The following is a 14,344-nucleotide window of genomic DNA, read 5'->3' as shown; positions in this document are numbered from 1 at the left end:
GTACGTTGCTTCGTCAGGTGCTTCAGTGCGTGACACGCGTAATAAAGCATCGCCCTCTTTGAGGGGCGTTGCCCCATCGACGGCAAAGCCGTTTAGTAACCAAAGGTCATCGCTGCCGTTGGTAATGATATCCGCCGTAACCGAGCCGGGAGCTACCGACCGGGCTTGGCCGTTTACTGTAATATTCATCAGCCGCCTCCTACGAAGTGAACAATTTCCAGCGTGTCGCTGTCCAGTAACCAAGTTGATTCGAATTCGCTTTGCGGAATGATGATGCGGTTTCGCTCCACCACAACGCGTTTGGAATTGTAGCCCGCAGTTTCGAGAAAGGCGGAAACTGTCACAGATTCCGTAAGCGTTTGTTCTTTGCCGTTGACAATCATGGATGCCTCCTTATAAAATTCCTATAAAAAAAGACATGAAGGGAGAGCACCCTTTTGGTGGTGCTCCCCCTTCATGTCATGGTTATATATTGATTTCAGTATAGCAGAGTTTTGAGAATGGGCAAAGTGATTTTTCAAAAAATTTTTGCAGTCATTGTCCGGGAATTTTTTTTGTAAAATATTTTTGACAAAGCAATTTTATAATGATATAATACTAAATTGCAAATGTACTCAGATATATATTGATTAATGTATAATATTATTTTATAGGCGTACGAATGCGTCGTATAAATTAAGGGGTACTCAATAATATGACTATAACATCGTTACTGATAAGGGTAAATCTTCCAAGGTTGTGTTAACCGAAGGCGAAGCAAGGTTCAAAATAAAAAAATGAGAGCCTTGCTTATTTTGTCATTGCGTTAACAGGAAAACTGAGACCTGGATTTTTGTCTGATGTCATACCGTTATAGAATAGAAGGTAAGCCAATTGAAATGAGGGGTGAAAGCTGGTATGTTCAAACCTGAGAAGGTAGGTAAAAGAACGCGTTATACGTATGCTAAAATTAACGAAGTTCTAGAAATGCCACATTTATTGGACGTGCAACGCAAGTCTTATGAGTGGTTTTTGGAGAGCGGTTTTACAAAATATTTTTGACGATATTTCTCCGATTAAAGACAATTCAGGTAATTTAGTGCTTTCTTTTGAAGGATTTAGCCTTGGGGAGCCAAAATACGATATTAACGAATGTAAGAACCGTGATGCTACTTATGCGGCGCCATTGCGTGTTAACGTTCGTTTGATTAATAATGATCCTGAAAACCAGGATATTAAAGAACAGGAAGTTTTCATGGGCGACTTCCCGTTGATGACCGAAACCGGTACATTCATTATCAACGGGGCGGAACGTGTTATCGTATCCCAGCTGGTTCGTTCCCCGGGTGTATATTACACTCGTGAAATCGATACTATGGGTAACCGCTTGTACGGTTCCACAGTCATTCCTAATCGTGGTGCTTGGATTGAGCTTGAAACAGATGCTAACGAAATCGTATCCGTACGTATCGACCGTAATCGTAAATTACCGGCTACAATTTTAGTTCGTGCCCTTGGTTGGAGCACGGATGAATCCATTTTGGAATTGTTCTGGAATGGTGAAACTGACGAAGAAGGCAATCGCGTATATGACGAACGCTTGCTTCGCACCCTTGAAAAAGATACCACCGAATCTTCCGAAGAAGCGTTGGTTGAAATTTACAAAAAATTACGTCCGGGCGAACCGCCTACAGTAGAAAGTGCACGTAATTTATTCGACAATTTATTCTTCGATCCGCGTCGTTACGATTTAGCGCGCGTAGGTCGTTATAAATTGAATAAAAAATTAGGCTGGCGTCAACGTATGTTAGGTCAGACTTTGGCTCAGCCAATCGTAAACATGGAAACCGGCGAAATCATCGTTGATGCTGATACAGTAATGAACGAAGAACAGCTCGATATCGTTGCGAATAGCGGCGTTTTCAGCGGTGAAGGTTTTGCGGAATTCTATGTGAAGAGCTCTGAAGGCCACTCCTTCAAAGTTATCTGCAATAACAGCAACTTGCCGTTTGAACATCGTACGGTAACTCGCGAAGATATGATTGCCAACATCAGCTACTTGTTGAACTTGATGGATGGCGTTGGTCATGTGGATGATATCGACCACTTGGGTAACCGTCGTTTGCGTTGCGTAGGCGAATTGTTACAGAATCAGTTCCGCATCGGTTTAACTCGTATGGAACGTGTAGTTCGCGAACGTATGACGATTCAAGACAATGCTATGATTACGCCACAGGCGCTCATCAACATTCGTCCGGTAGTGGCAGCTATTAAAGAATTCTTCGGTTCCTCTCAGTTGTCCCAGTTCATGGATCAGACTAACCCACTTGGCGAATTGACGCACAAACGTCGTTTGTCCGCGTTGGGACCTGGTGGTTTGTCTCGTGAACGTGCGGGCTTCGAAGTTCGTGACGTGCATCACTCCCACTATGGTCGTATGTGTCCGATCGAAACACCTGAAGGTCCGAACATCGGCTTGATTTCTTCCCTTTCCAACTATGCGAAAGTTAACGAATTCGGCTTTATTGAAGCGCCATATCGTCGTGTAGAAAAAATCTACGGTACCGGCGATCAGGCCAACAAAATTATTAAAGTACAAGTTACGGATCAGGTTGTGTACATGACGGCCGACGAAGAAGAAGGCATGACCATTGCACAGGCTAACTCCATTCTCGATAGCGAAGGTAACTTCGTAGATACGCATATCGCTTGTCGTCGCGGTTCTGAAGTCCTTGAAGTAGCACCTGAAAAAGTTGACTACATGGACGTTAGTCCGAAGGAAGTTGTTTCCATCGGTACCGCTATGATTCCGTTTCTCGAAAACGACGATGCTAACCGTGCTTTGATGGGTGCGAACATGCAGCGTCAGGCCGTGCCTTTGCTCCGCGCTCAGGCTCCGCTTGTAGGTACCGGTATGGAATACAAAGCAGCCACTGACTCCGGCGTTTGTGTACTGGCTAAAGAAGAAGGTATCGTTACTCGTTGTTGGGGTAATGAAATCCATGTACAGCGCGACAACGGTCGTGTTGACGTTTACAAATTAAATAAATTCCTTCGTTCCAACCAATCCACATGTTTCAACCAGAAACCAATCGTATTCCGCGGCGACCGCGTTGTTAAAGGCCAAGTATTGGCTGACGGCCCGGCTACTGACGGCGGTGAATTGGCACTCGGTTTTAACGTGCTCGTGGCGTTCATGCCGTGGGAAGGTTACAACTACGAAGATGCTATCTTGCTTAGCGAAGAGCTTTGCAAAGAAGATATTTATACATCCATTCATATTGAAGAATACGAATGTGATGCACGCGACACCAAATTGGGTGCCGAAGAAATTACCCGTGAATTGCCGAATACGGGCGATGACAATCTTCGCAACTTGGACGAAGAAGGTATCATCTGCATCGGTGCGGAAGTTCATCCGGGGGATATCTTAGTTGGTAAAGTTACACCCAAAAGGTGAAACTGAATTAACGCCGGAAGAACGCTTATTGCGTGCCATCTTCGGTGACAAAGAACGTGAAGTACGTGATACTTCCCTTCGTGTGCCGCATGGTGAATCCGGTAAAATCGTTGACGTTAAAGTTTTTCACTCGTGAAAACGGTGATGAATTGCAACCGGGCGTTAACAAATTAGTTCGTGTATATATTGCACAAAAACGTAAAATCCACGAAGGCGATAAAATGGCCGGTCGTCATGGTAACAAGGGTGTCGTTTCCCGCGTAATGCGTCAGGAAGACATGCCATTCTTGCCGGACGGCACACCGGTTCAAATCGTATTGAACCCATTGGGCGTACCTTCTCGTATGAACATCGGTCAGGTATTGGAAACTCACCTCGGTTGGGCTGTTCAGGGCCTCGGTATGCAGATTAAAGCTACCGACCTCAAGATTCAAAATGTATTGAACCAAGCGAAAGCCGACAGCCGTTATTGGGATAATATCGACCGCATTAAAGAATTATACGGCGAAATGGACGCTTTAAAAGCTAAAGTGGCGGAAAACGTAACTGTTGCCCATCTTGATGTGGACAGTGAAATCGATGCACGCCGCGAAGAAGCGTTGAGCTTAATCTTGGCGGAAGCACAGAAACAATTGACTGAACTCGGTGGCCGCGAACGTTATGACGAATTGCGCGCTATCGAAAAAGAATACAGCGATGCTGAAATTGAATATTTTGACGATGAAGACCAAGCTCCGGAAATGGAAGAATCTTTACAGATTGAATTAAAAGACATTTCGGTAGTGGTTGACATCATCGATGCTATTGAATCGGCTCGTGTAAAACGCGAAGAAATCCGCAAAGATTTGGAATCTTACGGTTATGACTACGAAACTTACGGCATGCCAAAACCTGATGTAGCCGGTATCCATATCGCTACACCGGTATTTGACGGCACGCACGAAAGTGACGTATTCGATACCCTCCGTATTGCCGGTAAAAATGATGACGGTAAAACCGTATTGTACGACGGCCGTACGGGCGAACCGATGGATAACAAAGTTACCGTTGGTTACGTATACATGTTAAAACTTCACCATTTGGTTGATGATAAGATCCATGCTCGTTCAACCGGTCCTTACTCCTTAGTAACGCAACAGCCATTGGGCGGTAAAGCTCAGTTCGGCGGTCAGCGTTTCGGGGAAATGGAAGTATGGGCGTTGGAAGCCTATGGTGCAGCGTATACCTTGCAGGAATTGCTCACTGTTAAGTCTGATGACGTGGTAGGTCGTGTGAAAGCATACGAAAAGATTGTTAAAGGTGAAAATATTCCTGAACCGGGCGTACCGGAATCTTTCAAAGTATTGCTTAAAGAACTTCAGAGTATCGGTCTTGATGTGAAGATTTTGAACGAAGATCAAGAAGAAGTTGTAATCAAAGAACTTGATGACGACGATGATGTAGATACCAATGAAGATGAAATCAAAGAAGTAATGGAAGGCTCAGATGCAGTAGCTGACGATACGGAAGAAGCGAATGTTATCGAAGAAGAACCGGTAACGAGCGGGGAAGATGACGACATACTTAGCACTATGGCTACGTATGTCGGCGAATCCGAAACTGATGAAGACTAATATTTGAGTATCCGAAAGAAGGGAGCGATACTTGTGCTAGACGTTAATGAATTCGATTCTATGCGAATCGGCTTGGCTTCGCCGGAACAAATTTTAGATTGGTCCTATGGGGAAGTTAAAAAGCCGGAAACAATTAACTATCGTACGCTTAAACCGGAACGTGACGGCTTGTTCTGCGAGCGTATTTTTGGACCGACCAAGGACTGGGAATGTCATTGCGGTAAATATAAACGCATTCGCCATAAAGGCGTAGTCTGCGATAAATGTGGTGTAGAAGTGACTCGTTCTAAAGTGCGTCGTGAGCGCATGGGTCATATTGTATTGGCTACACCGGTATCTCACATTTGGTATTTCAAGGGTATCCCATCTCGTATGGGTCTTATCCTTGATGTATCACCACGTTCCTTAGAGCGCGTACTTTACTTTGCTGCTTACATCGTAGTTGATCCGGGCAGCACGCCGCTCATGAAACGTCAGTTGTTATCTGAAACTGAATTCCGTGAATATGAAGCGCAATTCAATGAAGAAGATTACAAAATCAACGGCAAACAGGTTGAAATTGAAACTGTGGCTCAGCGCCGCGACCGTTTGGCGATTATTGCCGAAGCACAACGCAAAATAGCTGCTAATGAAGCATTAAAAGCTAACACTGAAATTGCCGAAGAAGAAAAAGAATATGAAGAATTGACTCGTGAAGAACGTTACGAATTAGGCGCTCAAGAAGAAGTGGAATTCGTGTGCGTTGACATGGGGGCCGAAGCCATTAAAGCATTACTTGCCGAATTGGATTTGGAAAGCCTTAATGTTGAACTTCGCAGTGAACTCGAAACGGCTACGGGCCAACGTAAAATTCGTGCCGTACGTCGTTTGGAAGTAGTTGAAGCATTCCGTCAGTCCGGCAATAAACCGGAATGGATGATTATGGATGTAGTACCGGTTATTCCGCCGGAATTACGCCCTATGGTTCAGCTCGACGGCGGTCGTTTTGCTACATCTGACCTTAACGATTTATATCGTCGTGTAATTAACCGTAACAACCGTTTAAAACGTTTATTAGATTTAGGCGCTCCTGATATTATCGTGCGCAACGAAAAACGTATGTTGCAAGAAGCGGTTGACGCTTTGATCGACAATGGTCGTCGCGGTCGTCCTGTAACAGGTCCGGGCAACCGTCCTTTGAAATCTTTATCCGATATGCTTAAAGGTAAACAAGGTCGTTTCCGTCAGAACCTCTTGGGTAAACGTGTTGACTACTCCGGCCGTTCCGTAATCGTAGTTGGTCCGGAACTCAAAATGCATCAATGCGGTTTGCCTAAAGAAATGGCGCTCGAATTATTCAAACCTTTCGTTATGAAACGTTTGGTAGAACGCCAACAGGCAAGCAATATTAAAGCTGCTAAACGTCAGGTAGAACGAATCGGCCCGGGCGTTTGGGAAGCTTTGGAAGAAGTAATTAAAGAACATCCGGTACTCTTAAACCGTGCACCGACATTGCACCGTTTGGGTATCCAGGCATTCGAACCTATCCTTTGGGAAGGTCGTGCCATTAAATTGCATCCGTTAGTATGTACTGCGTTCAACGCTGACTTCGACGGTGACCAGATGGCTTGTCACTTGCCATTGTCCGTAGAAGCTCAGTCCGAAGCGCGTACCCTCATGTTGTCGTCCCATAACATCTTATCCACTAAGGATGGTAAACCGGTAGCGGTTCCTTCCCAGGATATGATTTTGGGTACTTACTACTTAACCGTAGTACGTCAACATACGAAGGAAAAAGCTAAATACTTCGCTAACTTTGACGAAGTTATGTTGGCTTATGATTCCGGCGTAATCGGCTTGCAAGATATTTTATACATTCGTGAAGAAGGCCATGGTCGTGTTGAAACGACGGCCGGCCGTTTGATCTTTAACAACGCCCTCTACCCTGAACTTCGTCAATACGAATTACAGGAAGACGGACATTATACATTAGGTCGCGTTATGGACAAGAAGATGGTTGGTAAATTAGTTGACCAATGCTTCCAGTTATTCGGCAACGAAAAAACCGCTGAACTTCTTGACCGCGTAAAATCCTTAGGTTATTCCTACGCTCGTCGTGCCGGTATGACTATCGCGATTGCGGATATTAAAGTACCGACTGAAAAAGCGGAAATTTTACAAAAAGCGGACGAAGATGTAGAAAAAGTATCCCGTAACTACCGTCGTGGTTACATGTCCGAAGACGAACGTTATCGCAAGACTATCGAACTTTGGACTCAGGCTACGGAAGACGTAACGGATGCCATGATGGATACCATGATGCGTGACCAGGAAGGTTTCAACCCGGTTTACATGATGGCTATCTCCGGTGCCCGTGGTAACAAACAGCAGATTCGTCAGTTGGCCGGTATGCGTGGTTTGATGGCCGACCCATCCGGTCGAATCATCGACTTGCCAATCAAGGCTAACTTTAAAGAAGGCCTTACTGTATTGGATTACTTTACATCCAGCCATGGTGCCCGTAAAGGTTTGGCCGATACGGCGCTTCGTACAGCTGACTCCGGTTACCTCACTCGTCGTCTCGTTGACGTATCGCAAGACGTTATCGTTCGCGAAGAAGATTGTGACGTAGTAGGCATTGACTTAGTGCGTGAACGCGCTCGTTTGGCAAGCTCCACTCGTCAGGCTCTTTCCTTGTTGAAAGATAAATTGATTGGTCGCGTACTCGATAAAGATGTTGTAGATCCTGCAACGGGTGAACTCGTATTGGCCGCTGAAACTATCTTGACTCTTCAAGATCTTGAAGCTTTAGCCGATCATAAGATCACCGATATCGATCTTCGCGGTGCTCATTTGGGTAGCGACAGCGATATTAACCATACTAACTTGGTTCAAAAAATCAGCCTTGGTGAAACCGATGAAGGCATTCGTCAGACATTGAGTGAAACCATGGTTCAAAATATGCTCGGCAAAGATACCGTTAACGCTGTAGTTGACAGCGAAGGTAACGAAGTATTCCCGGCTCACAGTGCTCTTACTGAAGAAGGCATTGAAGCGATTCTTGACAGTGATGTTAAGGAAGTACAGGTACGCAACAATGATATCCACGGCATTGAAGTGGAAGCCATCGTTGAAGGTTCCGGTATTATTGAACCGCTTAAAGACCGTATCGTAGGCCGTACGGCTGCTGAAGAATTAATCAACAAAGAAACCGGCGAAGTTATCGTGCCGCTTAATGGCGAAATTACGGAAGAATTGGCTGATGAAGTAGTTAAACACTATGAAACGGTTAAGATTCGTTCCGTATTGACTTGTCATTCCCCTTATGGTGTATGTATGAAGTGCTATGGCCGTGACCTCGGTACCGGCAACCAGGTACAGGTTGGTGAAGCTGTTGGTATTATCGCAGCTCAGTCCATCGGTGAACCGGGTACACAGCTTACAATGCGTACATTCCATACAGGCGGTGTTGCCGGTGATGATATTACGCAAGGTTTGCCACGTGTTGAAGAATTGTTCGAAGCACGTCGTCCTAAACGTCATGCCATCATCAGTGAAGTGGAAGGTACAGTTCGCGTAGTTCCTAATGACAATAAAAAAGGTACTAACACTATCTTTGTTACCGACAAAGACGGTGTGGAATATGATTACCTCATTCCATACGGTGCCCGCATTATCGTACGTGACGGTGATGTAGTTAAATTGGGTGCCCGTTTAACAGAAGGTTCCATTAATCCGCATGACATCATGCGCGTAATGGGTACTGAAGCTACTCAGCGCTACCTCGTTTATGAAGTACAGAAAGTATATAAATCTCAAGGTGTAGAAATTAACGATAAACACATTGAGGTTATTGTGCGCCAGATGCTTCATAAAGTGAAGGTAGAAGAAGTGGGCGATGCCGACTTATTACCTGGCGATCCTATCGATGTTAACACCTTTGAAGAAGAAAACCGTCGTCTTATCTTGAACGGCAAACAACCGGCTACGGGTAAACGTATTTTACTCGGTATCACTAAAGCTGCGTTGGCTACTGACAGCTTCTTGTCGGCAGCATCCTTCCAGGAAACGACGCGTGTTCTTACCGATGCTGCTATTAAAGGCAAAATCGATCCGTTATTGGGCCTCAAAGAAAACGTTATTATCGGTAAGTTGATTCCGGCCGGTACCGGCATGAGCCGTTATCGTAAGATTAAGGTTACTAAAAAAGAACCTCAAATCGACGATGTGGTAACGGTTGACGCTCCGGCTGCTGCTGAAGAATAAGTAAAGTCTTGACAATTGGTGTATCGGTAGAGAGGAGGCCTTACGGTTTTCATCTTTACCGGAGCCAATGTCATAAATATAGTTATGTAAGAGAGTGTTATTATGTAAAAATAATGGCACTCTTTTATATTTAATTCGAAATCTATGTATGCTGATTTAGCAATCGATGCATAGAATTGTATAAAATGAAGAAAAATTACGTAAATTTTGTATAAAATTATGTGAAATATGCAAAAATAAAGCCTTTTGAAACACACGGATAAGTGTACATATAAAATGTTGATTTAATGCGGTAAAAAGGCTATAAAAGTTGTTGACAGGCATGGGGTAGTAATGCTAAACTGTTATAGTGCTCGGGGGAGAGTGTGCCTGAGTACAAGAAAAATCAAGGAGTAATGGTATGGAAATCGAAGTATTAACATCAGCGAAAAAGACAATCGGAGCTAAACAAACGTCGAAAGCGATTATGCGCGGCGAAGTTCAGATGGTGTTTGTTGCTAATAACAGCGACGATCGAGTGGTGTTGCCCATACTTGAACTTTGTGAGAAAAACGCCGTACCGGTAAATCAAGAACACTCCATGGAAGAACTTGGTAAGGCCGGCAAGATTAAAGTAAAAGCAGCTGCCATTGGGGTGCTGCGCTAAATTTGGTAATATCTGTGGTGACAATTTGTTGCTATAGATCAATTATAAATCTAATTGTTTGGAAAGGAGGTGCCCACATGCCAACTATTAACCAGTTAGTACGCAAAGGCCGTCAAACTTTGACAAAGAAATCCGACGCTCCTGCACTTAAAGAAAGCCCGCAGAAACGTGGTGTATGTACTCGTGTATATACTGCTACTCCAAAGAAACCGAACTCCGCGCTTCGTAAAGTTGCCCGTGTTCGTTTGACAAACGCTATTGAAGTAACTGCTTACATCCCAGGCATTGGTCACAATTTACAGGAACACAGTGTAGTACTTATCAGAGGTGGTCGTGTTAAAGACTTACCAGGTGTGCGTTATCACATTGTTCGTGGTGCTTTGGATACAGCCGGCGTACAGAATCGTATGCAGAGCCGTTCCAAATATGGCGCTAAAAAAGCTAAGAAATAATTATAGCTAAACAATTGAAATCACACATCGTAGAGGAGGAAATAACATGCCAAGAAAAGGCCCTGTGTTGAAGCGTGATGTACTTCCGGATCCGGTGTACAACAGCAAATTGGTTACACGCTTCATTAACAAAGTAATGTACGATGGTAAAAAAGGTATTGCCGAAACTATCGTATATGATGCATTTGAAATTATTCGTTCCAAAATGGGTCAGGACCCAATGGAAGTATTTGATCAGGCTTTAAAAAATGTAATGCCTGTATTGGAAGTTCGTGCTCGTCGTATCGGCGGTGCCAACTACCAAGTTCCGGTTGAAGTTCGTGCCGATCGTCGTCAGATGTTAGGTATTCGTTGGATGGTAAACTACGCTCGTCTTCGCGGCGAACGCACCATGAAAGAACGTTTGGCCGGTGAATTAATGGATGCGTTCAATAACACTGGCGCAGCTATTAAGAAAAAAGATGACACTCATAAAATGGCAGAAGCTAATAAAGCATTTGCTCATTATCGTTGGTAATTAGTAAGAGGAGTTGACATTCGTGGCAAGAGAATTTTCGCTAGAGAAAACTCGTAATATCGGTATCATGGCTCACATCGACGCCGGTAAAACAACCACAACGGAACGTATTCTTTACTACACAGGCCGAGTTCACAAGATCGGTGAAGTTCATGAAGGCGCTGCGACGATGGACTGGATGGCACAGGAACAGGAACGTGGTATTACAATCACGTCTGCTGCGACTACTTGTCACTGGAAAGAACATCGCATCAACATCATTGATACCCCGGGTCACGTTGACTTTACTGTAGAAGTAGAACGTTCGTTGCGCGTACTTGACGGTTCCGTTGCAGTATTCAGTGCTAAAGGTGGCGTTGAACCACAGTCTGAAACTGTATGGCGTCAAGCATCTACCTATGGCGTACCACGTATCGCTTATGTAAATAAGATGGATACCGTAGGCGCTGACTACTTCAATGTTGTAAACATGATGAAAGAACGCTTGGGTGCAAACAGTGTTGCTCTTCAAGTACCAATCGGCGCTGAAGATACTTTCAAAGGCATCATCGACTTGATGACTATGAAAGCCGAAATCTACATCAGCGATGATGGTAAAGAATTCGAAATCACTGATATTCCTGAAGACTATGTACAAGTAGCTCAAGAACGTCGTGAAATGTTGGTAGACGCTATTGCCGAAACTGACGACGAAATCATGATGAAGTACTTGGAAGGCGAAGAAATCAGCATTGATGAATTAAAAGCGGCTCTTCGTAAAGCAGTTTGTGAAAACAAATTGTTCCCTGTACTTTGCGGTTCTTCTTATAAGAACAAAGGTGTGCAGATGTTATTGGATGCAGTTATTGACTACATGCCATCTCCACTTGATATTCCAGCTATTAAAGGTGTTAACCCTGATACAGGTGCTGAAGAAACTCGCCCTGCATCCGATGAAGAACCATTCTCCGCATTGGCCTTCAAAATCATGGCTGACCCTTATGTTGGTAAATTAGCGTTCTTCCGCGTATACTCCGGTTCCTTAGAATCCGGTTCTTACGTGTTCAACTCCACAAAAGGTAAGAAAGAACGTATCGGTCGTATCCTTCAGATGCATGCTAACAGTCGTCAAGAAATCGAACGCGTTTACTCCGGCGATATCGCAGCTGCTGTAGGCTTGAAAGATACAACCACCGGTGATACTCTCTGTGATGAAAAGGCTCCGGTAATTCTTGAATCCATGGAATTCCCAGAACCTGTTATCTCCGTAGCAGTTGAACCAAAAACTAAAGCTGACCAGGAAAAAATGGGTATCGCTTTAGCCCGCTTGGCTGAAGAAGATCCAACCTTCAAAGTTCGTACTGATGAAGAAACCGGTCAGACAATCATTTCCGGTATGGGTGAACTTCACCTCGACATTATCGTTGACCGTATGAACCGTGAGTTCAAGGTTGAATGTAATGTTGGTAAACCTCAGGTTGCTTACCGTGAAACGATTCGCAAATCCGTTAAAGCTCAAGGTAAATTCGTACGTCAGTCCGGTGGCCGTGGTCAATATGGTGACTGCTGGTTGGAATTAATTCCACAAGAACCTGGTGCAGGCTTCGAATTTGAAAATAAAATCGTCGGCGGTGCAATTCCTCGTGAATACATCGGACCGGTTGAAAACGGTGTTAAGGAAGCTATGGAATCCGGTGTTATCGCCGGCTATCCAATGGTTGACATCAAAGTAATCGTATTTGACGGTTCCTACCATGATGTTGACTCCTCCGAAATGGCGTTTAAAATCGCCGGCTCGATGGGCTTCAAAGAAGGTGCACGTAAAGCTGACCCAGTACTTCTCGAACCATACATGGCGGTAGAAGTTGATGTACCGGAAGAATACATGGGCGACGTAATCGGCGACTTGAACTCTCGTCGTGGTCGTATGGAAGGCATGGAAGCTCGTAACGGCAGCCAGCATATCAAAGCATTCGTTCCATTGAGCGAAATGTTCGGTTATGCAACGGACCTCCGTTCCAAAACTCAGGGCCGTGGTAACTACTCTATGACAGTAGACCATTACGAAGAAGTGCCTAAGAAAATTGCTGAAGAAATTCAGGCAAAGAAAAACGGCTAATCCCTTAAGGGTTAACACAATAAGTAAAATTTTAATTATCCGGGAGGACAATTCAAAATGGCAAAAGCAAAATTTGAACGTACTAAACCGCATGTTAACATCGGTACTATCGGTCACGTTGACCATGGTAAAACTACTCTTACTGCAGCAATCACTAAAGTACTTGCTGAAGAAGGCAAAGCTCAGTTCCAGGACTACAGCATGATCGACAAAGCTCCTGAAGAACGTGAACGCGGTATCACAATCAACACTTCTCACGTAGAATATGAAACTGAAAACCGTCACTATGCTCACGTTGACTGCCCAGGCCATGCTGACTATGTTAAAAACATGATCACCGGTGCTGCTCAGATGGACGGCGCTATCTTGGTTATCGCTGCAACTGACGGCCCTATGGCTCAGACTCGTGAACACATCCTTCTTGCTCGTCAGGTAGGTGTACCAGCTATCGTTGTATTCTTGAACAAAGCTGACATGGTTGACGATGATGAATTGATCGAATTAGTAGAAATGGAAGTTCGTGACCTCCTTTCCACTTACGAATTCCCTGGCGACGAAGTACCTATTATCGTAGGTTCCGCTTTGAAAGCTTTGGAAGGCGACGCTAAATACGTAGAAAAAATCAAAGAATTGATGCAGGCAGTTGATGACTACATCCCAACTCCTGAACGCGACACTGACAAAACTTTCTTGATGCCGGTCGAAGACGTTTTCACAATTACCGGTCGTGGTACAGTAGCTACCGGCCGTGTTGAACGTGGCGAAGTTAAAGTTGGCGACACTGTTGAAATCGTTGGCTTGAAAGAAAAAGCTGAAAGCTACGTAGTAACCGGTCTTGAAATGTTCCGTAAAACTTTGGACTCTGCAGTAGCAGGCGACAACGTTGGTGCTCTTCTTCGTGGTGTAGACCGCAAAGACATCGAACGTGGTCAAGTATTGGCTAAACCGGGTTCCATTCACCCACACACTAAATTCAAAGGTGAAGTTTACGTGTTGACTAAAGAAGAAGGTGGTCGTCATACTCCATTCTTCTCCAACTACCGTCCACAGTTCTACTTCCGTACAACTGACGTAACCGGCGTTATCAACTTGCCAGAAGGTACTGAAATGTGTATGCCTGGTGATAACATCACTATGACTATTGAATTGATTACACCAATCGCTATTGAAGCTGGTCTTCGTTTCGCTATCCGCGAAGGTGGCCACACAGTAGGCGCCGGTGTTGTTACTGAAATTATCGAAGGATAATTAAGTAGTAAATGTAGGTCACAAACCTATACTTTGTGCAGCGCAGAGCGGCATTTGCATGCCGCTCTTGTGTTGTGTTTTTAAAC

Annotated in this window: 8 protein-coding genes and 1 pseudogene; 7 read left to right on the top strand and 2 right to left on the bottom strand. The window is 44.5% G+C overall.

What is annotated here, in order from left to right; genetic code table 11:
- On the bottom strand, positions 1-189 hold a 189-nt coding region (locus CCC71_RS10815; protein ID WP_296333585.1), incomplete at its 3' end, for a ThiS-like ubiquitin domain-containing protein.
- Positions 189-383, bottom strand: coding sequence for a sulfur carrier protein ThiS (gene thiS / locus CCC71_RS10810; RefSeq protein WP_021842333.1), 195 nt, complete (start codon positions 381-383; stop codon positions 189-191). The genes thiS and CCC71_RS10815, both read right to left, overlap by 1 nt.
- A 514-nt stretch (positions 384-897) precedes the next feature.
- Between thiS and rpoB the strand changes: the two are divergent.
- From rpoB to tuf, 7 genes and pseudogenes are all read left to right on the top strand, one after another.
- A pseudogene (gene rpoB, locus CCC71_RS10805) lies at positions 898-5,052 on the top strand (DNA-directed RNA polymerase subunit beta).
- 33 nt (positions 5,053-5,085) lie between these two features.
- On the top strand, positions 5,086-9,297 hold the full coding sequence (gene rpoC, locus CCC71_RS10800; protein ID WP_295282248.1) for a DNA-directed RNA polymerase subunit beta': 4,212 nt from the start codon (positions 5,086-5,088) through the stop codon (positions 9,295-9,297).
- Positions 9,298-9,697: 400 nt separating this feature from the next.
- Positions 9,698-9,943, top strand: coding sequence for a ribosomal L7Ae/L30e/S12e/Gadd45 family protein (locus tag CCC71_RS10795; protein WP_021842336.1), 246 nt, complete (start codon positions 9,698-9,700; stop codon positions 9,941-9,943).
- A gap of 77 nt (positions 9,944-10,020) precedes the next feature.
- A complete protein-coding gene (gene rpsL / locus CCC71_RS10790) occupies positions 10,021-10,395 on the top strand; it encodes a 30S ribosomal protein S12 (RefSeq protein WP_006555648.1) in 375 nt (124 codons plus the stop codon).
- 46 nt (positions 10,396-10,441) lie between these two features.
- Entirely contained in the window at positions 10,442-10,912 is a 471-nt protein-coding gene (gene rpsG, locus CCC71_RS10785) for a 30S ribosomal protein S7 (RefSeq protein WP_296333582.1), read from the top strand.
- A gap of 22 nt (positions 10,913-10,934) precedes the next feature.
- Entirely contained in the window at positions 10,935-13,010 is a 2,076-nt protein-coding gene (gene fusA / locus CCC71_RS10780) for an elongation factor G (RefSeq protein WP_021842338.1), read from the top strand.
- Positions 13,011-13,067: 57 nt separating this feature from the next.
- Entirely contained in the window at positions 13,068-14,258 is a 1,191-nt protein-coding gene (tuf, locus tag CCC71_RS10775; protein ID WP_156705481.1) for an elongation factor Tu, read from the top strand.
- Positions 14,259-14,344 lie beyond the last annotated feature (86 nt).

The sequence above is a fragment of the Veillonella sp. LMAG:90 genome, assembly GCF_008679445.1.
Taxonomy (GTDB): Bacteria; Bacillota; Negativicutes; order Veillonellales; family Veillonellaceae; genus Veillonella_A.
The sequence above is the reverse complement of the archived record's forward strand: the minus strand, read 5'-3'. Positions and strand labels throughout refer to the sequence as shown.

What these genes read in the sequence shown, in the direction of transcription:
- rpsG (WP_296333582.1), top strand. Translation starts at nt 10,442, where the DNA reads ATGCCAAGAAAAGGCCCTGTGTTGAAGCGTGATGTACTTCCGGATCCG.
- rpsL (WP_006555648.1), top strand. Translation starts at nt 10,021, where the DNA reads ATGCCAACTATTAACCAGTTAGTACGCAAAGGCCGTCAAACTTTGACA.
- CCC71_RS10795 (WP_021842336.1), top strand. Translation starts at nt 9,698, where the DNA reads ATGGAAATCGAAGTATTAACATCAGCGAAAAAGACAATCGGAGCTAAA.
- tuf (WP_156705481.1), top strand. Translation starts at nt 13,068, where the DNA reads ATGGCAAAAGCAAAATTTGAACGTACTAAACCGCATGTTAACATCGGT.
- thiS (WP_021842333.1), bottom strand. Translation starts at nt 383, where the DNA reads ATGATTGTCAACGGCAAAGAACAAACGCTTACGGAATCTGTGACAGTT.